Annotated in this window: 23 protein-coding genes; 18 read left to right on the top strand and 5 right to left on the bottom strand. The window is 68.3% G+C overall.

The genetic code is table 11. The features are described from left to right. The first annotated feature begins 33 nt into the window (after nucleotides 1-33). The 5 genes from smc to BR47_RS0101950 all read left to right on the top strand — a co-directional run bounded on the left by smc (nucleotide 34) and on the right by BR47_RS0101950 (nucleotide 9,601). Nucleotides 34-3,621 carry a chromosome segregation protein SMC gene (gene smc, locus BR47_RS0101970; RefSeq protein ID WP_029118424.1) on the top strand — a complete coding sequence of 1,196 codons (3,588 nt, stop codon included), beginning with the start codon at nucleotides 34-36 and terminating at the stop codon, nucleotides 3,619-3,621. A 105-nt stretch (nucleotides 3,622-3,726) separates the two neighbouring features. Next, a complete protein-coding gene (gene ftsY, locus BR47_RS0101965) occupies nucleotides 3,727-5,091 on the top strand; it encodes a signal recognition particle-docking protein FtsY (RefSeq protein ID WP_020103783.1) in 1,365 nt (454 codons plus the stop codon). A 275-nt stretch (nucleotides 5,092-5,366) separates the two neighbouring features. Then, entirely contained in the window at nucleotides 5,367-6,686 is a 1,320-nt protein-coding gene (locus BR47_RS29440) for an ammonium transporter (protein ID WP_167542136.1), read from the top strand. 60 nt (nucleotides 6,687-6,746) lie between these two features. After that, a complete protein-coding gene (locus BR47_RS0101955; RefSeq protein ID WP_020103781.1) occupies nucleotides 6,747-7,085 on the top strand; it encodes a P-II family nitrogen regulator in 339 nt (112 codons plus the stop codon). Nucleotides 7,086-7,102: 17 nt separating this feature from the next. Then, complete coding sequence (locus BR47_RS0101950; RefSeq protein ID WP_029118423.1) at nucleotides 7,103-9,601, top strand: [protein-PII] uridylyltransferase; 2,499 nt, start codon at nucleotides 7,103-7,105, stop codon at nucleotides 9,599-9,601. On the opposite strand, the gene BR47_RS0101945 is transcribed toward BR47_RS0101950, so the two are convergent. Then, nucleotides 9,582-11,027 (bottom strand): FAD-dependent monooxygenase, encoded by a 1,446-nt coding sequence (locus BR47_RS0101945; RefSeq protein WP_029118422.1) that lies wholly within the window; start codon nucleotides 11,025-11,027, stop codon nucleotides 9,582-9,584. The two genes, BR47_RS0101950 and BR47_RS0101945, sit on opposite strands and share 20 nt — an antisense overlap. Nucleotides 11,028-11,161: 134 nt before the next feature. Here BR47_RS0101945 and ffh point away from each other — a divergent pair, with 134 nt between their 5' ends. Further along, on the top strand, nucleotides 11,162-12,739 hold the full coding sequence (gene ffh / locus BR47_RS0101940) for a signal recognition particle protein (protein WP_029118421.1): 1,578 nt from the start codon (nucleotides 11,162-11,164) through the stop codon (nucleotides 12,737-12,739). A 2-nt stretch (nucleotides 12,740-12,741) separates the two neighbouring features. Further along, a complete protein-coding gene (locus BR47_RS0101935; protein ID WP_051634553.1) occupies nucleotides 12,742-13,839 on the top strand; it encodes an amidohydrolase family protein in 1,098 nt (365 codons plus the stop codon). Between the two features lies 1 nt (nucleotide 13,840). Here BR47_RS0101935 and BR47_RS0101930 read toward each other — a convergent pair whose 3' ends face one another. Next, the gene (locus BR47_RS0101930; protein ID WP_020103776.1) at nucleotides 13,841-14,674 is read right to left on the bottom strand and encodes a D-alanyl-D-alanine carboxypeptidase family protein; all 834 of its coding nucleotides are present in this window, start codon (nucleotides 14,672-14,674) and stop codon (nucleotides 13,841-13,843) included. 64 nt (nucleotides 14,675-14,738) lie between these two features. Next, complete coding sequence (locus BR47_RS0101925) at nucleotides 14,739-15,617, bottom strand: D-alanyl-D-alanine carboxypeptidase family protein (protein WP_020103775.1); 879 nt, start codon at nucleotides 15,615-15,617, stop codon at nucleotides 14,739-14,741. 186 nt (nucleotides 15,618-15,803) lie between these two features. On the opposite strand from BR47_RS0101925, the gene BR47_RS0101920 reads away from it, so the two are divergent. The 6 genes from BR47_RS0101920 (at nucleotide 15,804) to trmD (ending at nucleotide 19,984) form a co-directional block, all read left to right on the top strand. Further along, the gene (locus BR47_RS0101920; RefSeq protein WP_051634552.1) at nucleotides 15,804-17,210 is read left to right on the top strand and encodes an HNH endonuclease signature motif containing protein; all 1,407 of its coding nucleotides are present in this window, start codon (nucleotides 15,804-15,806) and stop codon (nucleotides 17,208-17,210) included. A gap of 182 nt (nucleotides 17,211-17,392) precedes the next feature. Next, on the top strand, nucleotides 17,393-17,824 hold the full coding sequence (locus tag BR47_RS0101915) for a nuclear transport factor 2 family protein (RefSeq protein ID WP_029118418.1): 432 nt from the start codon (nucleotides 17,393-17,395) through the stop codon (nucleotides 17,822-17,824). A 225-nt stretch (nucleotides 17,825-18,049) separates the two neighbouring features. Continuing rightward, the gene (rpsP, locus tag BR47_RS0101910; RefSeq protein WP_029105754.1) at nucleotides 18,050-18,520 is read left to right on the top strand and encodes a 30S ribosomal protein S16; all 471 of its coding nucleotides are present in this window, start codon (nucleotides 18,050-18,052) and stop codon (nucleotides 18,518-18,520) included. Further along, a complete protein-coding gene (locus BR47_RS0101905) occupies nucleotides 18,517-18,759 on the top strand; it encodes an RNA-binding protein (RefSeq protein ID WP_003881089.1) in 243 nt (80 codons plus the stop codon). The genes rpsP and BR47_RS0101905 overlap by 4 nt, the downstream gene beginning before the upstream one ends. A gap of 2 nt (nucleotides 18,760-18,761) precedes the next feature. Next, a complete protein-coding gene (rimM, locus tag BR47_RS0101900) occupies nucleotides 18,762-19,289 on the top strand; it encodes a ribosome maturation factor RimM (protein ID WP_029118417.1) in 528 nt (175 codons plus the stop codon). 5 nt (nucleotides 19,290-19,294) lie between these two features. Continuing rightward, complete coding sequence (gene trmD / locus BR47_RS0101895) at nucleotides 19,295-19,984, top strand: tRNA (guanosine(37)-N1)-methyltransferase TrmD (RefSeq protein ID WP_029118416.1); 690 nt, start codon at nucleotides 19,295-19,297, stop codon at nucleotides 19,982-19,984. A gap of 32 nt (nucleotides 19,985-20,016) precedes the next feature. On the opposite strand, the gene BR47_RS0101890 is transcribed toward trmD, so the two are convergent. Next, nucleotides 20,017-20,937, bottom strand: coding sequence for a serine hydrolase (locus BR47_RS0101890; RefSeq protein ID WP_029118415.1), 921 nt, complete (start codon nucleotides 20,935-20,937; stop codon nucleotides 20,017-20,019). Nucleotides 20,938-21,253: 316 nt separating this feature from the next. On the opposite strand from BR47_RS0101890, the gene rplS reads away from it, so the two are divergent. The 4 genes from rplS (at nucleotide 21,254) to BR47_RS0101870 (ending at nucleotide 23,599) form a co-directional block, all read left to right on the top strand. Next, nucleotides 21,254-21,595: a 50S ribosomal protein L19 gene (rplS, locus tag BR47_RS0101885; protein ID WP_020103768.1), complete on the top strand. Its 342-nt coding sequence runs from the start codon at nucleotides 21,254-21,256 to the stop codon at nucleotides 21,593-21,595. A gap of 43 nt (nucleotides 21,596-21,638) precedes the next feature. After that, a complete protein-coding gene (lepB, locus tag BR47_RS0101880) occupies nucleotides 21,639-22,508 on the top strand; it encodes a signal peptidase I (RefSeq protein ID WP_029118414.1) in 870 nt (289 codons plus the stop codon). A gap of 9 nt (nucleotides 22,509-22,517) precedes the next feature. Then, a complete protein-coding gene (locus tag BR47_RS0101875) occupies nucleotides 22,518-23,201 on the top strand; it encodes a ribonuclease HII (protein WP_051128607.1) in 684 nt (227 codons plus the stop codon). Nucleotides 23,202-23,293: 92 nt separating this feature from the next. Then, a complete protein-coding gene (locus BR47_RS0101870) occupies nucleotides 23,294-23,599 on the top strand; it encodes a DUF2469 domain-containing protein (protein ID WP_003893809.1) in 306 nt (101 codons plus the stop codon). 50 nt (nucleotides 23,600-23,649) lie between these two features. On the opposite strand, the gene BR47_RS0101865 is transcribed toward BR47_RS0101870, so the two are convergent. Beyond that, a complete protein-coding gene (locus BR47_RS0101865) occupies nucleotides 23,650-24,864 on the bottom strand; it encodes a cytochrome P450 (protein WP_029118413.1) in 1,215 nt (404 codons plus the stop codon). A 142-nt stretch (nucleotides 24,865-25,006) separates the two neighbouring features. Here BR47_RS0101865 and BR47_RS0101860 point away from each other — a divergent pair, with 142 nt between their 5' ends. Next, a complete protein-coding gene (locus tag BR47_RS0101860; RefSeq protein WP_020103764.1) occupies nucleotides 25,007-25,540 on the top strand; it encodes a TetR/AcrR family transcriptional regulator in 534 nt (177 codons plus the stop codon). Nucleotides 25,541-25,575 lie beyond the last annotated feature (35 nt).

The following is a 25,575-nucleotide window of genomic DNA, read 5'->3' as shown; positions in this document are numbered from 1 at the left end:
CATTTAACCGGCGCGACGGTAGGGTTTCACCCCATGCATCTGAAGAGTCTGACGCTGAAGGGCTTCAAGTCCTTCGCGTCGCCGACGACTCTTCGCTTCGAACCCGGCATCACCTGCGTGGTGGGGCCGAACGGTTCGGGCAAATCGAACGTCGTCGACGCCCTGACCTGGGTGATGGGCGAACAGGGCGCCAAGACCCTGCGCGGCGGCAAGATGGAAGACGTCATCTTTGCCGGCACGTCGTCGCGAGCGCCGCTGGGCCGGGCCGAGGTGACCCTGACCATCGACAACTCGGACAACGCCCTGCCTATCGAGTACTCCGAGGTTTCGATCACGCGGCGCGTATTCCGCGACGGCGCGAGCGAGTACGAGATCAACGGCAGCAGTTGCCGGCTCATGGACGTCCAGGAACTGCTGTCCGACTCCGGTATCGGCCGCGAGATGCACGTCATCGTCGGCCAGGGCAAGCTCTCGGAAATCCTGGAATCGCGCCCCGAGGACCGGCGCGCCTTCATCGAGGAGGCCGCCGGTGTGCTCAAGCACCGCCGGCGCAAGGAGAAGGCGGTCCGCAAGCTCGATGCCATGCAGGCCAACCTGGCCCGCCTGACTGACCTCACCACCGAGCTGCGCCGTCAGCTCAAGCCGCTGGGCCGGCAGGCCGAGATGGCGCGCCGCGCGCAGACCATCCAGGCCGATCTGCGCGACGCGCGGCTGCGCCTGGCCGCCGACGACCTGGTGACACGGCAGGCCGAGTTCGACGACACCAACCAGACCGAGACGGCGCTGCGGCGCGAGCACGGAGAAGTGGCCGAGCGCCTCGAGGCCGCCTCGGCGGAGCTGGCCGGCCACGAAGCCGCGGTATCGGGCCTGTCCGGACGGGCCGAGGCCGCGCAGCAGACCTGGTTCCGGTTGTCCGCGTTGGCCGAACGGGTCAGCGCCACCGTCCGCATCGCCACCGAGCGCACCAATCTGCTCGACGCCGATCCGGAGGTGTCGACCGGGCCGGACCCGGACGCGCTCGACGCCGAGGCCGACGCCGTCGCCGAGCACGAGGAACAACTGCTCGCCGAACTCGCCGAATCCCGGACCCGGCTGGAAGCCGCCCGCGGCGCGCTGGCCGAATGCGAACGTGCCGCGGCCGACGCCGAACGCGCCCAGATGGCAGCGGCCCGCGCCGAGGCGGACCGGCGCGAAGGGCTCGCGCGGTTGTCGGGACAGGTCGACACGATGCGCACCCGTATCGAATCGATCGACGAGGGCGCGGTCCGGCTGACCGGCAGCATCGAGGAGGCGGCCGCCCGGGTCGAGCAGGCGAAAGCCGAGTTCGAACTGGTGCAGAGCAAGGTCGGCGAGCTCGATGCCGGCGAGTACGGGCTGGACGAACACCACGACCGCACCATCAACGCCATGCTGCAGGCCGACGAACGCGTCGACGAACTGCAGGCCGCCGAGCGCGCCGCGGAGAAGCAAGTGGCCTCGCTGCGCGCGCGTATCGACGCCTTGTCGGTGACCCTGGATCTCAAAGACGGCTCGGCGTGGCTGCAGGAAAACCATGACGGCGCAGGGCTTTTCGGTTCGGTCGCCGAGCTGGTGCGGGTGCAGCCGGGCCATGAGGCGGCCATCGCGGCGGTGCTGGGCGCCGCTGCCGACGCGCTCGCGGCCGAGAGTTTCGATGCCGCCCGGGCCGCGGTCGACGCGCTCAAGAAGGGCGACGGTGGCCGCGCCGCCATCGTGCTGGGTGACTGGCCCGGCGAAACCGCTTCGCCGCGTGGGGATTTGCCGTCCGGGGCGCTGTGGGCGCTGGACCTGGTCGAGGTACCGTCCCGGTTGGCGGGAGCGATGCACGCCATGCTCGGCCGGGTCGTTGTGGTCGACGATCTGCCGGCGGCGCTGGAGCTGGTGGCTGCGCGCCCGGAGCTGCGGGCCGTCACGGCCGACGGTGACCTGGTCGGCGCGGGGTGGGTCAGCGGCGGGTCGGACCGTAAGCCGAGCGCCCTCGAGATCACCGCAGAGATCGACAAGGCTCGCGCCGCGCTGGTCGAGGCCGATCGCCAGACCGGTGAATACGGTGCCGCGCTGTCCGGTGCCCTCGCTGAACAGAAGGCGCGTCGTGACGCCGTCGAACACGCGCTGGCCGCGCTGCACGAGTCCGACGCCGCGATCTCGGCGATCTATGAGCAGCTGGCCCGGCTCGGGCACGAGGCCCGGACCGCTGAGGCCGAGTGGCAACAGCTGATCCGGCAGCGCGACGAGCTGGAAGCCGGCCGCAGCCGCACCCTGGCCGAGCTGGCGGAGCTGGAAGACCGGTTCCACAACGCGCAGCAGGAGCCGATGTTCGACGTCGAGTTCGTCGACCGGTCCGAGACGACTGCGGCCGCCGAAGAGGCGCGAGCGATCGAGGTCGAGGCCCGGCTGGCAGTGCGTACCGCTGAGGAGCGCGCGAATGCCGTTCGCGGACGGGCGGATTCGCTGCGCCGCGCCGCGGCGGCCGAGCGTGAGGCTCGGGTGCGGGCGGCGCGCGCCCGCGAAGCGCGCGAGAACGCGGCGAAGGTCGCGGCCGCGGTCGCGGACTCCGGGCGGCTGGTGGCCGAAAAGCTGGCTGCCACAGTGACTCTGGCGGCGCGCAAACGCGACGCGCTCGCCACCGAGCGCGCTCAGCGCTCCGAGGGATTGACGCGGGTCAGGGCAGAAGTGTCCGAACTCAGCGCCCGGGCAGCTGCGTTAACCGAGGCGTTGCACCGTGACGAGGTCGCGAAAGCCCAAGCGGCCCTTCGTATCGAGCAACTCGAGCAGCAGGCGCTGGAGCAGTTCGGCATGGCGGTCACCGATCTGGTCGCCGAGTACGGACCGGACGTGCCGCTGCCGCCGACCGAACTCGAGATGGCCGAGTACGAGCAGGCCAAGGAACGTGGCGAGCAGGTCAGCGCGCCCACGCCGATGGCCTTCGACCGGCCCACCCAGGAGCGCCGCGCGAAGAAGGCCGAGAAGGAACTCGCCGAGCTCGGCCGGGTGAATCCCTTGGCGCTGGAGGAGTTCGCCGCGCTCGAGGAGCGCTACAACTTCCTGTCCACTCAGCTGGAGGACGTCAAGGGCGCTCGCAAGGATCTGATGGACGTCATCGCCGACGTCGATGAGCGCATCCTGCGGGTGTTCACCGAGGCGTACGCCGATGTGGAGGCCGAGTTCAGCCAGGTGTTCCAGACGCTGTTCCCCGGCGGCGAGGGCCGGCTGCTGCTGACCAATCCCAGCGACATGCTCACCACCGGCATCGAGGTCGAGGCCCGGCCGCCGGGTAAGAAGGTCAAGCGGTTGTCGCTGCTGTCGGGCGGTGAGAAGTCACTCACCGCGGTGGCGATGCTGGTGGCGATCTTCCGCGCCCGCCCGTCACCCTTCTATGTCATGGACGAGGTCGAGGCCGCGCTGGACGACGTGAACCTGCGCCGTCTGATCAGTTTGTTCGAGCAGCTACGGGAAAAGTCGCAGCTGATCGTCATCACGCACCAGAAGCCGACCATGGAGGTCGCCGACGCGCTCTACGGCGTCACCATGCAGGGCGACGGCATCACCCAGGTGATCTCGCAGCGCATGCGTGGCCAGGAGTTGGTCTCCAGCCCGACGTAGGGGTGCACCCTGCGTCCGGGGTGACGTCCACGCGCACTTGCGCGCCGCTACCGCCGAGTCAGCGCCAGGCGTGGGCGTCGGGGGAGCGGCTGACAGAATGGCACGGTGTCGGAAGGTCTCTGGATCGCGATAGCGATCATTGCTGTTCTCGTTGTCACCGCGCTGGTGGTCGGATTCGTCCGCTACCGGCGCAGCAGGATTTCGCTGTCCGCGCCGGAGGAGACTCCGAAGCTGGACCGGTCCGGCGGCTACACGGCGTCATCAGGCATCACGTTCAGTAGTTCGGACACCGCGGAGAAGCTGCCTACCGTCGGCGACGACGCCGAGATTCCGCGAGACTCGCGCAAGCGCACCATCGCCGATGTGCAGCTGCCCGAGCCTGCGGTCGAGGCGCCGGAGGTCGTGGTCGAGCCGGACGTGGTCGCTGAGGCGCCCGACGTGGTCGCCGAGCCGGACGTGGTCGCCGAGCCCGAGCCGACGATTGCGCCCGAACCCGAACCCGAGGCAGCTCCCGAGCCGGAGCCCGAGGTCGCCCCGCGCGACGAGATCGCACCGACCGCGGGCCGGCTGGAGCGCCTGCGCGGCCGCCTGGCCAAGTCGCAGACCACGCTGGGCCGCAGCATGCTGGGCCTGCTCGGTGGCGGCGACCTCGACGAGGACTCGTGGGAGTCCATCGAGGACACCCTGCTGATCGCCGACCTGGGGCCCGTCGCCACCGAATCGATCGTCACCGCGCTGCGCAGCCGCATGGCCGAGGCCAATGTGCGCACCGAGGCCGACGTCCGTGCGGTGGTGCGTGAGGTGCTGATCAAGGAACTGCGAACCGATCTGGACCGGTCCATCAAGGCGCTGCCGCACGCCGACAAGCCGTCGGTGCTGCTGGTCGTCGGCGTCAACGGAGCCGGTAAGACGACCACCGTCGGCAAGCTGGCCCGCGTGCTGGTCGCGGACGGCCGCCGCGTCGTGCTCGGCGCGGCCGACACCTTCCGCGCCGCCGCGGCCGACCAGCTGCAGAGCTGGGGCGCCCGCGTCGGCGCCGACATCGTGCGCGGCCCCGAGGGCGCGGACCCGGCCTCCGTCGCCTTCGACGCCGTCGACAAGGGCATCGCAGCGGGCGCTGACGTCGTCGTGGTGGACACGGCAGGCCGGCTGCACACCAAGACCGGTCTGATGGACGAGCTGGGCAAGGTGAAGCGCGTCGTCGAGAAGCGCGCCAAGGTCGACGAGGTGCTGCTGGTGCTCGACGCCACGATCGGCCAGAACAGCCTGCCGCAGGCCCGGGTCTTCGCCGAGGTGGTCGACATCACCGGCGTGGTGCTGACCAAGCTTGACGGCACCGCGAAGGGCGGCATCGTGTTCCGGGTGCAGCAGGAGCTCGGCGTGCCGGTCAAGCTCGTCGGTCTCGGCGAGGGGCCCGACGACCTGGCGCCGTTCGAGCCCGCAGCCTTCGTCGACGCCCTCCTGGGGTAGTCGCCACCGCCGGCCGAGTGGTTGCCTCCCGCTGACGAGAAGATGCGAAACCGCCCTATTCCACCCGGAATAGGGCGGTTTTGTTGTTGCGCGTCGGGAACTCACAGGGCGGGCCGGGGCCTACGAAGAGGGCATTAACCGCGCCGAAACGTAACTGGTCGATCCGTTCACATATGTGAAACGCCCGCGCGCCGTCGGCGAAACAACCGATGCGCAAAGTTCTGGCCTAGGTCATCGGCATCTGCCTGTGACATGGGTTAAGGAGGAAGCGGCCAGTGGATGGATTCCCTATCTTGGGCACGCCGGACACCGGTGACACAGCATGGATGTTGGCGAGTGCTGCACTCGTGCTGCTGATGACACCGGGTCTGGCGTTCTTCTACGGCGGCATGGTGCGCCGTAAGGGTGTGCTCAACATGATCATGATGAGCGTCAGTGCGATGGGCGTCGTCACGGTTTTGTGGGTGCTGTTCGGCTACTCGTTGGCATTCGGCAACGACAAGTGGGGCTTCGTCGGGGATCCGACGCAATACTGGGGACTCAAGGGCCTGATCGGCGGCAACTCGTTGGTGTCGCATCTTGCCGCGGGAACCACCGCGGCCGTCAAGATCCCGCTCGCCGGGACCATCCCGCAGCTGGTGTTCGTGGCGTTCCAGCTGATGTTCGCGATCATCACCGTCGCCCTGATCTCCGGCGCCGTGGCTGACCGCCTCAAGTTCGGCGGCTGGCTGCTGTTCGCCGGCCTGTGGGCCACCTTCGTCTACTTCCCTGTCGCGCACTGGGTGTTCGCGTTCGACGGCATCACCGGCGAGCACGGCGGCTGGATCGCCAACCACCTCAAGGCAATCGACTTCGCCGGTGGTACCGCGGTGCACATCAACTCCGGTACCGCGGGTCTGGTGCTGGCGATCATCCTGGGCAAGCGCGCCGGGTGGCCCACCACTCCGATGCGGCCGCACAACCTGCCGTTCGTCATGCTGGGCGCCGGTCTGCTGTGGTTCGGCTGGTACGGCTTCAACGCCGGTTCGGCGCTGACCTCTGACGGTGTCGCCGCGACGACCTTCGTCACCACCACGGTGGCGACCGCCGCCGCAATGCTGTTCTGGCTGCTGACGGAAAAGATTCGTGACGGCCACGCCACCTCGCTGGGTGCGGCGTCGGGCATCGTGGCCGGCCTGGTGGCCATCACCCCGTCCTGCTCGTCGGTCAACGTGCTCGGTGCGCTGGCGATCGGTGCGGGCGCCGGTGTGGTCTGCGCGCTGGCGGTGGGCCTGAAGTTCAAGCTGGGCTTCGACGATGCGCTCGACGTCGTCGGTGTGCACCTCGTCGGTGGTCTGTTCGGCACCCTGATGGTCGGCCTGGTGGCCGCTCCCGAGGCTCCGGCCGCGGTCAAGGGCCTGTTCTACGGCGGCGGGTTCGACCAGCTGTGGCGTCAGGCCGTCGGCGCGTTCGCGGTGCTTGCCTACTCGGCGATCGGTACGGCTATCTTGGCCTTGATCGTCAAGTACACCATCGGCCTGCGCCTCGACAAGGAAGATGAGGCCACCGGTATCGACGAGGCCGAACACGCGGAAACCGCTTATGAATTCGCGTGATCGGGAAGGATTTACGGTGACATCCACGGGTTTCGCGGTTATTTGGAAGGAATTGATCAAATGAAGTTGATCACGGCGATCGTCAAGCCGTTCACGCTCGAAGACGTCAAGACCGGTCTGGAGCAAATGGGAATCCTCGGGATGACCGTCAGCGAGGTGCAGGGCTACGGCCGCCAGAAGGGCCACACCGAGGTCTACCGCGGTGCTGAGTACTCGGTGGATTTCGTGCCCAAGGTGCGGGTCGAGGTCATCGTCGACGACGCGTCGGTCGACAAGGTCGTGGATGTCATCGTGCAGGCCGCGCGGACGGGCAAGATCGGCGACGGCAAGGTGTGGGTCACCTCTGTCGAAACCGTGGTGCGCGTCCGCACGGGTGAGCGGGGCAGCGACGCCATCTGACGTCGGCTGACCACCAGATGACAATGCAGACACCAGATTCCGCTGCCGGAGCCGACGATACTTCGGTTTCGCCTGCTCCGGCAGCGGGATCACCCCGTCCGGCCAGCGACCTGAGCGCTGCTGTCGAGCAGCTGCTCAACGGCGGCGCACGCCGCCTCGATTCGGCGGCGTTGCGCGAAGCGCTGGTTGATCTGTACGAATTCTGGCTTGCCGCAAAGGCAACCGAGATCGGCATCACCGAGACCAGTGGATTCTCCATCGTGGCGACCGGTGGTCTCGGGCGTCGGGAGATGCTGCCGTACTCGGACCTGGATCTGATGCTCCTGCACGACGACCTGCCGCAGGCCGCCGTCACCGAGGTCGCCGAGGCGCTCTGGTACCCGTTGTGGGACGCCAACATTCACCTCGACCACAGCGTCCGGACGGTGCCACAGGCACTCAAGACCGCCGCCGGCGACGTCTCCGCCGGGCTGGCCATGCTCGACGCCCGGCACATCGCGGGCGACTCGGATCTGTCGTCGCTGTTGGTCGGCGGTGCCCGGCGGCAGTGGCGGACCGGGATCACTTCCCGCTTCACCGAATTGATCGAACACGCCGCGGCGCGGTGGGAGCGGTCCGGTCAGATCGCGCACCGCGCGGAACCGGATCTGAAGAACGGCCGCGGCGGCCTGCGTGATGTGCAGCTGCTCAACGCGCTGGCGATGGCGCAGTTGGCCGACGTCTACCCGAGCCGTTCGGTGGCGTCACCGATCGGCACCCTGGGCGACGCCCACCTGGCACTGCTCAACGTCCGTACCGAGCTCCATCGCGTCTCGCACAAGGGCCGTGAGATGGTGCTGGCCCAGTACGCCGACGAGGTCGGCGCCGCACTGGGTATCGGTGACCGCTTCGATCTGGCGCGCATGATCAGCGATGCCGCCCGCACCATCAGCTTCTACGTGGACGCCGGCGTGCGTACCGCGGGGAATGCCCTGCCGCGCAGGGGATTTGCGGCGCTCAAGCGACCGGTCCGGCGACCGCTGGACGAGGGCGTGCTGGAATTCGGCGGCGAGGTCATCCTGGCCCGCGACGCCAAGCCACAGCGCGATCCCGGCCTGATTCTTCGCGTGGCCGCCGCTGCGGCCACCAACGGACTGCCCATCGCGGGATCGACCTTGGCGCGGCTGGCCGAATCAGCGCCCGAACTGCGGGCACCGTGGCCGAAAGAAGCGCTCAACGACCTGCTCGTGATGCTGGCGGCCGGGCCCGGCGCGGTGTCCACCGTGGAGGCCCTCGACCGGACCGGGCTGTGGGGCCGGTTGTTCCCGGAGTGGGGCGCGATCCGCGACCTCCCGCCGCGCGATGTCGTGCACATCTGGACCGTCGACCGTCATCTGATCGAAACTGTCTCCCGGGCAAGCGCTTTCACCACCCGCGTGGACCGGCCCGATCTGCTGGTGCTGGGTGCGCTGCTGCATGACATCGGCAAGGGCCGGGGTGGCGATCACAGTGTGATCGGCGCCGAACTGGCCAACCAGATCGGCATCCGGCTGGGCCTGTGGCCGGCCGACATCGAGGTGCTGGTCAAGATGGTGCGCTACCACCTGCTGCTGCCGGAGACGGCGACGCGACGAGACCTGCAGGACCCCAACACCATTGCCGCGGTCGTCGACGCGCTGGGCGGTGACGGACTGCTGCTGGAGCTGCTGCACGCGCTGGCCGAGGCGGATTCGCTCGCCACCGGCCCCGGCGTGTGGGGTGACTGGAAGGCCTCCCTGATCGGCGATCTGGTCCGGCGCTGCCGGCTGATGATGGCGGGGGAGGACCTGCCGCACCCCGATCCCATTGATCCGCAACTGCTTTCGCGGGCCGATCCGAGCGGCGTCCACGTGGAACTCACCGCGGCGGACAGTGCGCACATGTTCAACGTCACCATGCTCGCCCCGGACCGGCGCGGCCTGTTGTCCAAAGCCGCCGGCGTGCTGGCCCTGCATTCGCTGCGGGTGCATTCGGCGTCGGTCAACAGCCATGAGGGACTGGCGATAAACACGTTCGTGGTGTCGCCGCACTTCGGCTCTCCGCCCGCCGCGGAACTGCTGCGCCAGCAGTTCATCCTGGCGCTCGACGGTGATCTCGACGTGATCGCCGCACTCGAGCAGCGGGACGAGGAGACTCCGGCCCCGACCCGGCGCGCCGGTGAGGTTCTGGCAGCGGTGCCGGGTTACCACACGGTCGCGCCGCCGCGCGTGCGGTGGTTCCCGGGCTCCTCGGACGACGAGTTGGTCGTCCAGATCCGCAGCGCCGACCGGCCCGGCCTGCTCGCGCGCCTGGCCGCGGTGGTCGAACGCAAGGGCGCGGACGTCGCCTGGGCCAAGGTGACGACGCTCGGCGCCACCGTCGTCGACGCGTTCGGTCTGGTGGTTCCGGAATCCTTGACGGCCGCCGAGGCCCGGACGGCGTTCGAACAGGATCTGTACGCGGTGTTGCCCGCGCCCGCGCCGGCCAAGCCCGCGGTGATCACCGCTGAGGTGAGTTAGCGAGTTCGGCACTGCCGCACCACTTCCGGACGGCGGCGGGCGCATCGGCCGCCGCCCCGGCCCACGCGACGTATCCGTCGGGTCGGATCAGTACGGCGGGCGGCAACTGGTCATCGCCGGTGACCGCGCAGGTGACGTCGGTGCGGCCGAGCGCCGGACCGCTCTTGGTCAGCAACAGGAACCGGCCGTCGCGCAGCAGTTCGTAGACGCGGGTGCCCGCGCACGCGATGTCGGGCATCCGTCGCCCGACGAGTCGATGATCGTCGCGCTTGCGTGGATAACTGATCGCGATTCCGCTGAGTCGGCCGCCCAACGCACGCCGGGTCGGTCCGGTGCTCAGGAGCGCGGTGATCGCGACGCGCCGCAGCAGTCGCCGCGGCAGGCTGCGTCCCAGCACCAGCTGATTGAAAGCGTCGGTGAGTTTCAGGACGTTGGCGCCCACGGCATGGCGTTCGGTCTGGTAGCTGTCCAGAAGCCAGGCCGGTGCGGTGCCCTTGACGGCCGACGCCAGCTTCCAGCCCAGGTTCATCGCGTCCTGGATGCCGGTGTTCATGCCCTGCGCGCCGAGAGGCGAGTGGATGTGGGCCGCGTCCCCGGCGATGAAGCAGCGTCCGACGCGATAGCGGTCGGCCTGGCGTCGCTCGGACAGGAACCGGGTACTCCAGCGCATCTCGCCCATGCCGAAGTCCGTTTTCGCGATGCGGCGCATGGAGGCCGTGATCTCGGAAAGCGGTACCGGCTCGCCGAGCGGCACGTCTTCCCGGGTCCGGTCCCAGGCGATGGCGCGGAACCAGCCGTCGCCGAACGGGACCAGCAGCACGACGCCGTCGGGACTGTTGGCGGCGGCCAGCCCGTCGGCCGGCGGGTTCGCCAGTTGAACGTCTGCCAGCAGGATGTGGGTCTGGTACTGCTTGCCGGCGAATCCGATGCCCAGCATGGTGCGCACCGCGCTGTGTGCGCCGTCGCAGCCGACGAGGTAACCGGCGCGGACCGTGCTCTGGTCCGCGAGGCGCACGGTGACGCCGTCGGTGTCCTGTGTCAGGCCGACAACCTCCGCGCCGTAACGGATTTCGACGCCGAGTTCGATGGCGCGGGCGGTCAGCACCCGTTCGGTCAGGCTCTGCGGTGCCATCAAGACCATGGGGTAGCGGGTGGGTACTTCCTGCAGGTTGATCGCGGCGCCCGGGACAGGGCTCACGCTCTGGACCGGCAGGCCGCGCGCCACGAGTTCGTCGGCCAGGCCGCGGGCGTCCAGTAGTTCCAGCGTCCGCGCATGCACGCCGAAGGCCCGGGTGATGTTCGGGATGTCGCGGCGTTGTTCGAGCAGCTGCACCGCGACGCCGCGCATGGCCAGTTCGCATGCCAACGCCAGGCCCGTCGGGCCGGCGCCGACAACGACGACGTCGGTGCTGTTCAAAGTGGTCATCTCCGGCTCCTCAATTAATTCATCAGGCAATGAATTCATCGTGTGATGAAATACTGCGCGTCGAGGTGTCACCGTGTCAAGGGGACGGTGGTGCCGAAGTACCGGCGACGGGCGCTGCAGTTAGGCTTAACCCCGTGTTTGAATCCCTGTCCGACCGGTTGACCGGTGCGCTGTCAGGCCTGCGCGGCAAGGGCCGGCTGACCGACGCCGATATCGACGCCACCGCCCGCGAAATCCGCCTGGCCCTGCTCGAGGCCGACGTGTCGTTGCCGGTCACGCGCGAGTTCATCGGCCGGATCAAGGAACGTGCCAAGGGCGCCGAGGTCTCCGGTGCGCTGAACCCGGCGCAGCAGGTCGTCAAGATCGTCAACGAGGAGCTCATCGGCATCCTCGGTGGTGAGACGCGCCAGCTGGCGTTCGCCAAGACCCCGCCAACGGTGATCATGCTCGCCGGTCTGCAGGGTTCCGGTAAGACGACCCTCGCCGGCAAGCTGTCGAAATGGCTCAAGGATCAAGGACATACGCCGCTGCTGGTCGCCTGTGACCTGCAGCGCCCCGGCGCCGTCAACCAGCTGCAGATCGTCGGTGAGCGGGCGGGCGTCAGCGTCTTCGCGCCGCACCCGGGAGTCTCGCCCGATGGCGTGACCATCGACCAGATGACCACCGGTGATCCGGTGTCGGTCGCCGCCGCGGGTCTGGCCGAGGCCAAGGCCAAGCACTTCGACGTCGTGATCGTCGACACCGCCGGCCGCCTCGGTATCGACGAGGAGCTGATGGCCCAGGCCGCGGCGATCCGCGACGCCGTCAAGCCGGACGAGACGCTGTTCGTCCTCGACGCGATGATCGGCCAGGACGCCGTCACCACCGCCAACGCCTTCCGTGAGGGCGTCGGCTTCACCGGTGTCGTGCTGACCAAGCTGGACGGTGACGCCCGTGGTGGTGCCGCGCTGTCGGTGCGTGAGGTCACCGGCGCGCCGATCCTGTTCGCCTCCGCGGGTGAGAAGCTCGAGGACTTCGACGTCTTCCACCCGGACCGCATGGCGTCGCGCATCCTGGGCATGGGCGACGTGCTCACCCTGATCGAGCAGGCCGAGCAGGTCTTCGATCAGAAGAAGGCCGAAGAGGCCGCCGCCAAGATCGGCTCCGGCGAACTGACGCTCGAGGACTTCCTCGAGCAGATGCTGATGATCCGCAAGATGGGCCCCATCGGGAACCTGCTGGGCATGCTGCCCGGTGCCGGTCAGATGAAGGACGCCCTGGCGGCCGTCGACGACAGCCACCTGGACCGCATTCAGGCCATCATCCGCGGCATGACCCCCGCCGAGCGGTCCGACCCGAAGATCATCAACGCCTCCCGGCGCCTGCGCATCGCGAACGGTTCCGGTGTCACGGTGGCCGAGGTCAACCAGCTGGTCGACCGCTTCTTCGAGGTCCGCAAGATGATGTCGCAGATGGCCGGCCAGATGGGAATGCCGTTCGGCCGCAAGAGCTCTCGCAAAGCCGCCAAGGGTAAGAACAAGCAGGCCGGCAAGGGGCGGAAGGGCGGACGGGGCCCGACGGCGCCGAAGGCGGCCGCCAACCCGTTCGGTCTCGACCCGAGTGCGCTGCCGGGCGGTTTCCCGGACCTGTCGAACATGCCGCAGGGGCTCAACGAGTTGCCGCCGGGCCTTGCCGACTTCGATCTGTCACAGCTGAAGTTCCCGAAGAAGTAGCCGTGCGGGCGGCTTCTCCCGTCGCTTCGCTCGCCCCGAGGCTGCACATCCGCGGTCGGGGACTGCCCGACGGCGACGAGGTGCAGTGTTGGATACACCAGGGCGTGCTCTCGGCCGAGCCGATCGCGAACGCCGAGACGATCTTCGACGGCGGCTGGATCATCCCCGGCCTCGTCGACGCGCACTGCCACGTCGGCATCGGGCCGGGCGGCCCTGTCGAACTCGACGAGGCCGAGCGCCAGGCCGAGACCGAGCGGCAGGCCGGTGCGCTGCTGCTGCGCGACGCCGGATCGCCCGTCGACACCCGCGCCTTCGACGACCGCGACGACCTGCCACGGATCATCCGCGCGGGACGGCACCTGGCCCGGCCCAAGCGCTACATGCCGGGGCTGCCGATCGACATCGAAGACGAATCGCAGCTGCCGCAGTACGTCGCCGAGCAGGCCCGCCGCGGTGACGGCTGGGTCAAGCTCGTCGGCGACTGGATCGACCGGGGAGTGGGCGACCTGGCGCCGTTGTGGTCTGACGACATCCTCAAACAGGCCATCGACGCCGCCCACGCCAACGGTGCCCGCGTCACGGCACACGTGTTCGGCGAGGAGGCCCTGCCGGGACTGATCAACGCGGGCATCGACTGCATCGAGCACGGCACCGGCATCACCGACGACATCATCGAGCTGATGCTGGCCCGCGGCACGGCGCTGGTGCCGACCCTGATCAACATCGAGAATTTCCCCGGTATCGCGGAGAAAGCCACCAAGTTCCCGGCCTACGCCAAGCACATGAGCGACCTGTACGCGACGTGCCCGCAGCGGGTCGGCGCCGCACACGAGGCCGGCGTTCCCATCTACGCGGGCACCGACGCCGGCGGCATGATCGCCCACGGCCGTATCGCCGACGAGGTCGCCGCCCTCGGCCGGGTGGGGCTGAGCCCGACGGATGCGCTGGGAGCGGCCAGCTGGAATGCGCGAAAGTGGTTGGGGCGTCCGGCACTCGAGCACGGCGCGTCGGCCGACCTGGTCTGCTACGCCGAGGACCCACGGCTACCGGGCGTGCTCGACCACCCAGCCCTGGTGATCCTGCGCGGCCGGGTCTACTGACTCAGGCGTACTGGCTGAAACCCCAGTCGAACAACTGCCGGGCCTGCGGGTAGAGATCGCCGGTGCCGTACATCTGCACCACGACCAGCCGGTGGTTACCGCGTTGTGCCGCACCGGCGTACGTCTTGCGGGCCCGGTCCGTGTAGCCGGTCTTGCCGGCGAAATCGCCCGGGTAACCGGTCAACAACTCGTTCTGACTGGTGAGGGTCCGGCCGGGGAACTGCGCCGACGTCTGCCGGAAGATCTCGGCGATCACCGGATAGGTCAGCGCCGCCCGGTAGATCACCCCGAGATCGCGCGGTGTGGTGATCGATTCCCAGCCCGGCCCGTCGAGCCCGGACGGTGAGCCGGCACGGGTGCTGCGGGCGCCGAGCGCCGCCGCCTTGCGATTCATGGCGGCCACCGTGACGCGCTGGCCGCCGAGCATGTCCGCCAGCATGTTCGCGGCGTCGTTGCCCGACACCATGAGCAGCCCGTCGAGGAGCTGCCGCACGGAGTACACCTGCCCGGGTTTGAGCCCGACGCACGAGCACTCGACTTTGGTGTGCGAGTCGTTGGCCCGGCCCAGGGCATCGGGCCGGAGGTTGTCCAGGACGACCATCGCCAGCAGCGGCTTGATGGTGCTGGCCGGCGCGTACGAGCCATTGGGGTCCTGCGACGCCAGTACCTGGCCGGTATCGAGGTCGGCGACCAGCCACGCTTTGGCGGGGCCGTTCGCCAGCGCCTGTGCGCCCGTCGGCTGCCCGGACGGTTCGGCCGCGGCGAGGGGTGTAGCGATCGGCGTCACCAGTAGTGCGCCGAGGGCCAGCGCGGTCGCCGTGAACAGTTTGCGCACGAGCGCCGACGCTACGGATCCCAGGCTGCGATCAGCTCGCGCCGAGATTCCGGTCGGGTCTCGGTTAGAGGGAGCCCACGCTGACCGAGCGGTCCTGCGCGAAGCCCCAGTCCAGCAACTGCGAGGCCTGATCCCAGTAGGTCGGCCCGCCCTCGCGCACCATGCCGTACATCATCGCGATGACGAGGCGGCGGCCGCCGCGGTCGGCGGCTCCCACGTAGGTCTTCTTGGCGGCGTTAGTGAACCCGGTCTTGCCGCCGATGGCGCCCGGGTACCGCTGCAGCAGCTGGTTCTCGTTGACGATCTGCTCGTTGCCGCTCTTGCCGGGGAACGTCGCGGCGGGCTGCGCGGTGATCTGCGCGAAGTAGGGGTTGGCCATCGCGGCACGGAAGATGATGGCCAGGTCGCGGGGTGTGGTCCAGCCGGAACCGCCCGCGCCGTCGAGGCCCGACGGGGTGGCGGCGTGGGTGTCGACGGCGCCGATGGCGGCGGCCTTGGCGTTCATCTTGGCGACGGCGACGTCGTAGCCGCCGATCATGTCGGCCAGGGCGTTGGCGGCGTCGTTGCCCGAGGCGAGCAGCACCGCGTCCAGCAGCTGACGGGCGGTGTAGACGTGGCCGGGAACGATGCCGGCGCAGTTGCACTCCACCTGGGTGTCGGCGACGGTGCCGGCCACGGTCGCGTCCAGGTTCGGCAGTTCACTGAGTGCCGTCAGCGCCAGCAGCGTCTTGATGGTGCTGGCGGGCGGATGCCGCAGGTCGATGTCCTGACCGGCGAGGATCTGGCCCGAGTCCATGTCGGCGACGATCCAGGCCGGTGCCGGCCCTGCCGGGATCTGCACGGTGCCGACCGGTTGGATGTCGGGGTCAGCGGCCGCAACCGGCGGCGCGACGAGGAACACGAGCGTCAGGGTCGCCATGACGGCGGTTGCGAACCTTCCCATGGAGCCAGCAGCCTACTGGCCGAACCTGGACGGCGCCGCCTGGACGTCGTCGCACCAGTGGCTCCTGTTCGGCGCGACCGACAATCTTGGAAAACTCTGGTCACTTTGTTTGCGCTGGTCACGGTGGGTGACTAGGGCCTCATTCGTCACAGCGAAATGTCGGTGATTCGAACTAGTGTTCGAAATATGGGTATCGGCACGGCCACGCTCGTGGAGGAGGTCTACGACGACCTCGATTCGGCACTGGTCCGGGCCGCCGCCCTGGATTACAGCACCCTGTCGGTGCCGGAGTTGTTGGCGCTGCAGTCGCACCGTGAGCAGATGCGGTGCGCCGCCGAAGCCGTTGATCATGCCGTGGTGGCCGCGTTGCAGGCCCAAACCACCGCCAACGAGATCGGGGCGAAAAACTGGGCCGACGTGCTGCGTGCCCGGGACCGGCTCAGCAGCGAGGAGGCTCGTCGCCGGGTCCGGCACGCCGAACTTCTGGGCCCGCGGCGGTCGCTGACCGGGGAAGTGCTGCCGCCGCTGCGGCCGCATGTCGCGGACGCGGTGGCTGCGGGGGTGATCAATGGTGATCATGTCGATGTCATCGAGTCGTTTTTCGTCAAACTGCCCGCCTGGGCGGGCCTGGCCGCTGTCGATGAGGCTGAATGCGCTCTGGTGGCCGCCGCCCGCCACCTGACCCCCGAGGGGTTGCGGTCGGTGGTCAAACGCAAACTCTACGAGTTGGATCAGGACGGTCCCGAACCTGATGACCGCGACCCTGACCCCGACCGCGAGCGGGGCATCGTAGTCGGTAAACAGCGTCCCGATGGCAGCAGTGAACTGCGGGGCCGACTCACCCCGACAGCCCGCGCGGTCTACGAAGCGTTGATGGTCAAGTACGCCGCCCCCGGTATGTGCAACCCCGCCGACGAACACCCGTGCACCTGCGGCACCCCCACCCAAGAGCAGATCGATAACGACCACCGCACCTTGGCTCAGCGTCACCACGATGCCTGGGAAACGATGGGCCGGTTGCTGCTGTCCATCGATTTGGGTGAGCACAACGGATTTCCGGTCACCATCGTGGCGACCTGCACGCTCGAGCAGTTAGAAGACCGGGCCGGGGTCGCCGACACCCACACCGGATCGCCGCTGCCAGTCAAGGATCTGGTGAACCTGGCCGCCCGCGCCGGGGCGTCCTGCTACCTCACCGTCTTCGACAACCATGGTGATGTTCCGCTGTATCTGGGTCGGGCGCGGCGCACCGCCACCACCGGTCAACGCTTGGCCCTGTTCGCCCGCGATAAAGGCTGCACCCGCCCGGACTGCACACGGCCCGCCGCCGACTGCCAAGCCCATCACGCGGTCGCCGACTGGCGCGACGGCGGCCAGACGAACATCACCGACCTCACGTTGGCCTGCGGACCCGACAACCGCCTGGCCACCGACGGTGGCTGGACCACCACCATGAAAAACGGCCGCGCTCACTGGACCCCACCACCACTACTGGACATCGGCCAACCCCGAACCAACCACTACCACCACCCCACGCTCTACCCGGCCGAGGGCGAGGGCGGTGACGGTGAAAGTGACAGTCCGGCGACGTGATTGGACTGCGCGACGGGGCAATGAGGACCGCCGCGTGAGGTCCTCATGTCTGATTCAGTTTGCGTACCGGAGCGGCTGGAGCATGTTCGATGGGCCTGCGACGCGAACGGGTCCGACGGCCGCCACTCCGTCAAGCTCCGGCCCACCATCCGGACAGCTGTCCGGTGGTGTTCAATCGGACCATGCTGAGCCTCGAAGAGATCTCGGACCGTCTGGAAATCCAACAACTGTTGGTCGCGTACTCGACGGCCATCGATACCCGCCGATTCGATGATCTGGCACAGGTTTTCACGCCCGATGCCTACATCGACTACCGCGCGATGGGCGGCATCGACGGGCATTTCCCCGAGGTCAAGGAATGGTTGGCGCAGGTGCTGCCGAACTTTCCGGCCTACGCCCACATGCTCGGCAACTTCGACGTCACCATCACCGGCGACACCGCGAAATCGCGCACCATCTGTTTCAACCCGATGGTGCTGCCGTCGGGCGACGCGGAGAAGCAGAGCCAAGTGCTGTTTTGCGGTCTCTGGTACGAGGACGAGTTCGTCCGTACCGCCGAGGGGTGGCGCATGACGCGCCGCGTCGAGACGAAGTGCTTCGACCGGGTGGTCTGAGTCGCCTCCGGCACCGGGTGGTCTGAGTCGCCTCCGGCGACGTGTGGTTTAGCGCGTCCTCGGGATTTGGGCCGGTCGCAGCTGCTCTGGCAGAATGGTCGGCTGTCTGTCCGCGACTCGTTCAATGCGCCGCGCGGCGGTCACACACGTGAGGCAAGACCGGACCGGGCAATCCGCCTGAGTCGCTGAATTGCAGCGTGGCAATCATCAGGAGAAGTGCAGAACATGGCTGTCAAGATCAAGCTCACCCGGCTTGGCAAGATCCGCAACCCCCAGTACCGCATCATCGTCGCCGACGCGCGCACCCGCCGCGACGGCCGTGCCATCGAGGTCATCGGCCGGTACCACCCGAAGGAAGAGCCGAGCCTGATCGAGATCGATTCGGAGCGCGCGCAGTACTGGCTGGGCGTCGGCGCACAGCCGACCGAGCCGGTCGCCGCCCTGCTGAAGATCACGGGTGACTGGCAGAAGTTCAAGGGCCTGCCGGGCGCCGAGGGCACCCTGAAGGTCAAGGAGCCCAAGCCGTCCAAGCTGGACCTGTTCAACGCCGCGCTGGCCAACGCCGACGCCGCCCCCGGTGGCGAGGCCGTGACGCTGAAGAAGCGCAAGGACAAGAAGGAAGAAGCGGCTGAGGCTGCCGCCGAGACCGAGGCTGCCGAGGCCACTGAGGCCGAGGCCGAAGCGCCCGCCGAATGAGCAGCGTCGTCGTCGACGCCGTAGAGCACCTGGTCCGCGGAATCGTCGACAACCCCGACGATGTCCGGGTCGACATGGTGACCAGCCGCCGCGGTCGTACCGTCGAGGTGCACGTGCACCCCGATGACCTGGGCAAGGTCATCGGGCGCGGCGGCCGCACGGCCACCGCGCTGCGGACGCTGGTCGCCGGCATCGGCGGCCGGGGCATCCGCGTCGACGTGGTGGACACCGACCAGTAAATATGGACCTCGTGGTCGGCCGCGTCGTCAAGGCGCACGGCATCAGCGGCGAGGTTGTCGTCGAAGTACGTACCGATGATCCCGGCGAGCGGTTCTCGCCGGGATCATCGCTGCGTGGCCGCCCGGGAGCCCGAAATCCCGGTCCCGAACGGACCTTCGTCGTCGAATCGATGCGCGAGCACGGCGGCCGCTTGCTGGTCCGCCTCGATGGCGTGACCGATCGCAACGCGGCAGATGCGTTGCGCGGCACGCTGTTTCTGGTGGACTCCGCCAGCCTGCCGCCCATCGACGAGCCCGACGAGTTCTACGATCACCAGCTCGAGGGCCTCAAGGTCCGCACCGTCGACGGCGTCGACGTGGGTGTCGTGACCGAGGTGCTGCACACCCCGGGCGGCGAATTGCTGTCCATCCGAACCGAATCCGGTGCCGAGGTACTGGTGCCGTTCGTCACCCACATGGTGCCGACGGTGTCGCTGGCCGACGGTCTGGTGGAGATCGATCCGCCCGACGGCCTGCTCGAGTTGGACTGACGCCCATGCGGATTGACGTCGTCACCATCTTCCCGGCGTATCTCGATGCGCTGCAGCAGTCCCTACCAGGCAAGGCGATCGCCAACGGCACCGTCCAACTCGGTGTGCACGACCTGCGGAACTGGACGCATGACGTCCACAAATCGGTCGACGATTCGCCGTACGGCGGCGGGCCGGGCATGGTGATGAAGGCGCCGATCTGGGGTGCCGCTCTCGACGAAATCTGTACGCCGGAAACGGTTTTGGTGGTCCCGACGCCGGCTGGCCGGCTGTTCACACAGGAACACGCGCACCGCTGGACCGGCGAGAAGCACCTGGTGTTCGCGTGCGGCCGCTACGAGGGCATCGACCAGCGCGTCGCCGACGACGCCGCCCGGCGCATGCGGGTCGAGGAGGTGTCGATCGGTGACTACGTGCTGCCCGGCGGTGAGTCCGCGGCACTGGTCATGATCGAGGCCGTGGTCCGCTTGCTTCCCGACGTCCTGGGCAATCCGGCGTCGCACCAAGATGATTCGCACTCGGCGCACGTCGGGGGCGTACTGGAGGGGCCGAGTTACACGCGGCCGCCGGTGTGGCGTGACCTCGAGGTGCCGCCGGTGCTGCTGTCGGGCGATCATGCCAAGGTCGCTGCCTGGCGCCGCGAACAGGGTCTGCAGCGGACGCGGGAGCGCCGGCCGGACCTGTTGACGGACTAGCGGACGACTTCCCGTCGCTTCGCTCGCCCCGGCTAGCTGATCCGCCCGCCCGGGAACATCGTCTTCACGGCGTTGGTGATGGTTGTGCGTGCCGTGGCGTCATCGGTGGGCTGCAGCGAGCCGATCGCCATGACGTAGCGCCGGTCGGCGCCGATCACGCCGGTGGACATGTGCATCCAGTTGTTGCCGCCCCACTCGGGCATCCAGCCCTGCTTCACCGCAACCGGTTCGCCGTAGAGGCCGTCCGGGATGCCGAAGCGCTGTGGGTAGCCGTCGGCGCCGGTCGGCGTGGAGGCGGCCAGATTGGCCAGGATGATGCTGGCCCGCTCCGGCGGCAGCCCGCCGGTGCCGTTCAGCAACTGGTCGTAGTAGTGCACCAGGTCGGTGGTGGTGCTCATGGTGTTCCACCACTTGCCGTCGTAGGGCACGGTTGTCCCGGTCAGCCCGTAGCGGGCCGCGACGCGGCTGACGACGCTGTTGCCGCCGCTGCGGTTCCAGAAGATCTCCGCCGCGGAGTCGTCGGACGAGCGCAGCATGGTGTCCAGCGACTGCCGGTCGGCCGCGGTGAGCTCGATCTGGCCCTTGGCCTCCTGCAGCAGCAGGTCGTCGGCGATGAAGAGCTTGGCCACCGACGCGATGGGCATGGCGGAACCGTTGCCGGTGGCGACCAGCTGGCCCGTGTTCCGATCGAGGACCGCGGCGCTGATCGTCGCGCCGGCTGCCGCGGCGTCGTTGGTGGCGCTGCGTTCGCGGGCATCGAGGCCCGTCAGGGCCGCGGCGGGCTCGGCGGCCGGGGCCTCCGGCATCTCCAGCGCGGTCACGACCGGTACGACGGTCAGCGCAATCTTGTTCGGCGGCGCGGCCCCATAGACCTTGGCCTCGCAACCAGCTGTGAGCATCACCGTTGCCGCGGCAGCGGTGATGGTCAGCAGCTTGAAGTGCTGCGGGCGCATGGGTCTCCTCAGATCACGGTGGATAAAAATCTGATTGATCAGCGTAACGGGTAAATGTGTGTTGGGTGTGACGTCTGTGACGGTGCCGGGTGTGATGTCGGCTGCACCGGCCCCGCTGGGGTCACGATTTCGTCACCCGGCGGCTGTCTGGCACAATTGAGCAGTTGTCTGCGCTGGGCGCGGGGTCGGCGTCTGTTTCGGATGTGTCCCCGCCCGCTACGGCATCCGACCAACGTCCGTAAAGAGAATGGCTTTTCCGTCGCGCCGCATGGCGTCCGGCGGCTGTAGCCCGCGAGTTAGCAAGGAAGTGTCACCGATGAAAACGCTGGACTTCGTCGACCAGGCGTCGCTGCGCGACGACATCCCGGCCTTCAACCCCGGCGACACCCTCAATGTGCACGTCAAGGTCATCGAGGGCAACAAGCACCGCATCCAGGTGTTCAAGGGCGTCGTGATCCGTCGTCAGGGTGGCGGCATCGGTGAGACCTTCACCGTCCGCAAGGAGAGCTACGGCGTCGGCGTCGAGCGGACCTTCCCGGTGCACTCGCCGAACATCGACCACATCGACGTCGTCACCCGCGGTGACGTCCGTCGCGCCAAGCTGTACTACCTGCGCGAGCTCCGTGGCAAGAAGGCCAAGATCAAGGAAAAGCGCTGAGCTTGTTCGGCGACCTTTCCGCCGAGCTGATTAGCCTGGTGCCGTGACCGGCCCAAGCGAAGACAGCACCACTCCGGACAGTCCGACGACGGACGACGCCGACACGGCAGCGACCGCTGACTCGGTCACGAAGGCAGACGAGGCCGGCAAGGCCGAAGAAGCCGACGAGAAGCCGAAGTCGAAGCTGGCCGCGCTGCGTGAGGGCGTCGTCCTCGTCGTCACTGCGGTGCTGCTGTACTACCTCGTGCTGACGTTCGTCGCGCGGCCGTACCTGATTCCGTCGGAGTCCATGGAGCCCACGCTGCATGGCTGCAGCGGCTGCGTCGGCGACCGGATCATGGTGGACAAGCTGACCTACCGGTTCAGCTCGCCCGAGCCGGGCGACGTGGTGGTCTTCAAGGGCCCGCCGAACTGGAACATCAGCTACAAGTCGATCCGTTCGGACAACCCGACCATGCGCTGGATTCAGAACGCGCTCTCGGTCGTCGGCTTCGTGCCGCCGGACGAGAACGATCTGGTGAAGCGCGTCATCGCCGTGGGTGGCCAGACCGTGCAGTGCCGCAACTCGACGGGACTGACGGTCGACGGCAAGAAGCTCAAGGAGCCGTACCTGGACCCGGCGACCATGATGGTCGACCCGGCGACAGACCCCTGCCTGGGCAATGAGTTCGGCCCGGTGAAGGTGCCGGACGGTCGGCTCTGGGTGATGGGGGACAACCGCACCCACTCGGCCGACTCGCGCGCGCACTGCACGAACACCCCGACGGATGCGATCAACGCGCTGATGTGCACCGGTGACCCGACCGCGGGCACCGTGCCCGTCGCCAATGTGATCGGCAAAGCGCGGTTCATCGCCTGGCCGCCGTCGCGCTGGGGCGGTGTGGTCACGGTCAATCCGCAGACCGGTCAATAAGGTTCTTCGGTGCCCGTTTGGCCGCCCCGGACGGTGATCCGCAAGTCCGCGGGCCTGCGCACCCTGGAGTCCGCGCTGTACCGCGGCGGGCTGGGGCCGGTGGCCGGGGTTGACGAGGTCGGCCGTGGGGCCTGCGCCGGCCCGCTCGTCGTGGCGGCCTGTGTGCTGGGGCCGAATCGGCTGGAAAGCCTCGCGGCCCTTGATGATTCGAAGAAGCTGAACGAAGCCGAGCGGGAGCGGCTGTTCCCGTTGATCCGGCGTTACGCGCTCGCGTACCACGTGGTGTTCATCCCGTCGGTCGAGGTCGACCGGCGCGGGGTGCACATCGCCAACATCGAAGGCATGCGCCGCGCGGTCGCGGGCCTGTCCGTGCGGCCGGGTTACGTGCTCTCCGACGGGTTCCGGGTGCCGGGCCTGTCGGTGCCGTCGCTGCCGGTGGTCAGCGGGGATGCCGCAGCCGCCTGCATCGCGGCGGCGAGCGTGCTGGCCAAGGTCAGCCGCGACCGCCTGATGGTCGAGATGGACACCGTGCATCCGGGCTACGGGTTTGCGGTACACAAGGGGTACAGCACCGCGGCCCACACCGCGGCGCTGGCCGAACTGGGGCCGTGTCCCGAACACCGGTTCTCGTTCGCCAATGTGCGCAAGCTCGCTGCCAACCCGGCGATAGGGCAGCGCTGCCGATCCGGGTAGGGGAAAATGGGAACCGGCCGCCGATCCGAACAAGACATGGCCCTGCAACACCGAGTAAACCGAAGGACCGCTGAACTGATGAGTCTGTGCCGATGAGTGCCGAGGATCTCGAGAAGTATGAAACCGAGATGGAGCTCTCGCTGTACCGCGAGTACAAGGACATCGTCGGGCAGTTCAGTTATGTCGTCGAGACGGAGCGGCGCTTCTACCTGGCCAACAGCGTCGAGCTGATCCCGCGCAACGCCGACGGTGAGGTCTACTTCGAGCTGCGGCTGGCCGACGCCTGGGTCTGGGACATGTACCGGCCGGCGCGGTTCGTCAAGCAGGTCCGGGTCATCACCTTCAAAGATGTCAACATCGAAGAGGTCGAGAAGCCCGAGCTGCGCCTGCCCGAATAGCCCGTGCCGACCCTCGGCGAGCTGTTCGCCGGTGGCGCCACCGGCGACGGTCAGCGGTAGTGCAGCTCCAGTCGCAGGTGCCGGCGCACCATGAGGCTCGGCACCCACTCGGCGTCGGCGAGCTCGAACCAGTTGGTGGCCTCGAGCAGTGTGGTGATCCCGATGCGGGCCTCGGTGCGGGCCAGTGCCGCGCCGACGCAGAAATGCAGGCCCTTCCCGAACGCCAGATGATTCCGCAGGTTCGGCCGGCCCAATTGCAGTAGGTCGGGGTCATCGAAGGCCGCCGGATCGCGGTTGGCCGACCCCCAGAGCAGCAGCAGGTGACCGTCTTTGGGCAGCGGAACGCCCGCCAGCGTGGTGTCCTGCCGGATGTGCCGGTGATGGTTGCGAAACGGTGACTCCAGCCGCAGCGTCTCCTCCAGCAGCGCGGGCACCAGCTGCGGGTCGTTCCGTACCTGTTCCTGGACGTCGGGGTGGGTGGCGAGTAGCCGCGCGGCGTTGCCCATCAGCCCGGCGGTGGATTCGCCGCCGGCGCCGACCAGCTGAAGCAGCATCAGCACCGCCACCTCGGCCGTGACGGTGTTCTCGGCCACCGCGCGGGCGAGGTCACCGAGCAGGTTGTCGCCCGGATTCGCTTGTGCCTCAGCGAATTTCGCGTACAGGTAGCCGGCAAGTTGTGCCGACGTCTCGACCGCGGTGCCGATGTGGTCGAGGTCGAAGACGCCGCTGAGCAGTTCGGTGCTGCCGTAGCCCCACTGCACCAGCTGCGGCACATCGTCGTCGGGCAGCCCGATGAGCCTGGCCACCAACGTCATCGGCAGGCGGTCGCCGATGGCGGACATCCATTCGATGCTGCCGTCCGCCGCCGCGTCGTGCCACAGCTGCCGGGCGATGTCGGCGATCGCCGGCTCGAGCGCCCGAATTCTCTTGGCCACCAGGGCCGGTAGCACCAGTTTGCGTTCGTGCGCATGCCGCGGGTCGTCGCCGGTCGCGAGGACATGCCCGGCGGTGTCGACGGCTCCCATGTCGAAGGTCCCCGGCCGAACCGCCCCCGTCTTGGCTCCGGCATTCACGAGCGTGGCGGTCAGGTTGGAGGAGAAGTCCTCCGGGCGGCTGACGGCCTCCTGCACGGCATCCCAGGTGGTGGCCAGGTAGAAGTCGGTGCCGGGCACGCGGTGCACCGGACCGGCCAGGCGAAGCTGCGCATAACAGTCGTACGGATCGTCCAGCGTGGACGGGCTGAGCAGATCTGAAACCAGTTGCACGCCTTGAGTTTTGGGCTCACATAACAGCATGTCAAGGCCGAAATTCGGCTGTCTCACGCACGGTCCGCGAGCTGCGGTGATGCAGACGGATTCAGAATTTTCGTCTCGCCGTGAGACAGATTGATGGATTAGTATCAGGCAGATGGACTGGTTGATCGGCGCCGATCGCCGCGATGCGGGCGCCGAACGCATCTATGCCGCCGCCGCGGCCAGCGCCGCGGCCCGGGGCCTGGACCGGTTGAACATCGACGAGGTCGCCGCGAGCGTGGGCTGTTCGCGCGCCACGGTGTACCGGCACGTCGGCGGTAAGCAGGCGCTGCGCGACGGCGTGCTGGCGCGCGCGGTCATGCGGGTCGGGCAGGAGATCGCGCAGGCGGTGGCCGGGCACACCGGGCCCGAGCGGATCGCGGCGGCCGTGCTGACGTCCCTGCGGGTGGTCCGGGCCGACCCGCTGGCCTCGGGTGTCGTGCGTGCCGGCGCCCTCATCGACTTCGACTCACCCCGGCTCTCACAGGCGGCAGCCGAGCTGACAGGGATCACGGATCCGCTTCTCGCGGACTGGATCGTGCGGGTCGTGCTGTCGTTGCTGTGTTGGCCATTGGCCGACGAAAAAGCCGAAGAGCTGGTGGTACGCCGGTATGTGGCCGCCGTAGCCCCGCCGGTGGCCCGGCAATGACTGTCCCGACAGGCGGTCATGACTGGGGCCTTTGC

The sequence above is a fragment of the Mycobacterium sp. UNC410CL29Cvi84 genome, from assembly GCF_000686745.1.
GTDB lineage: Bacteria > Actinomycetota > Actinomycetes > Mycobacteriales > Mycobacteriaceae > Mycobacterium > Mycobacterium mucogenicum_B.
This window is presented reverse-complemented; position numbering and strand designations above follow the sequence as displayed.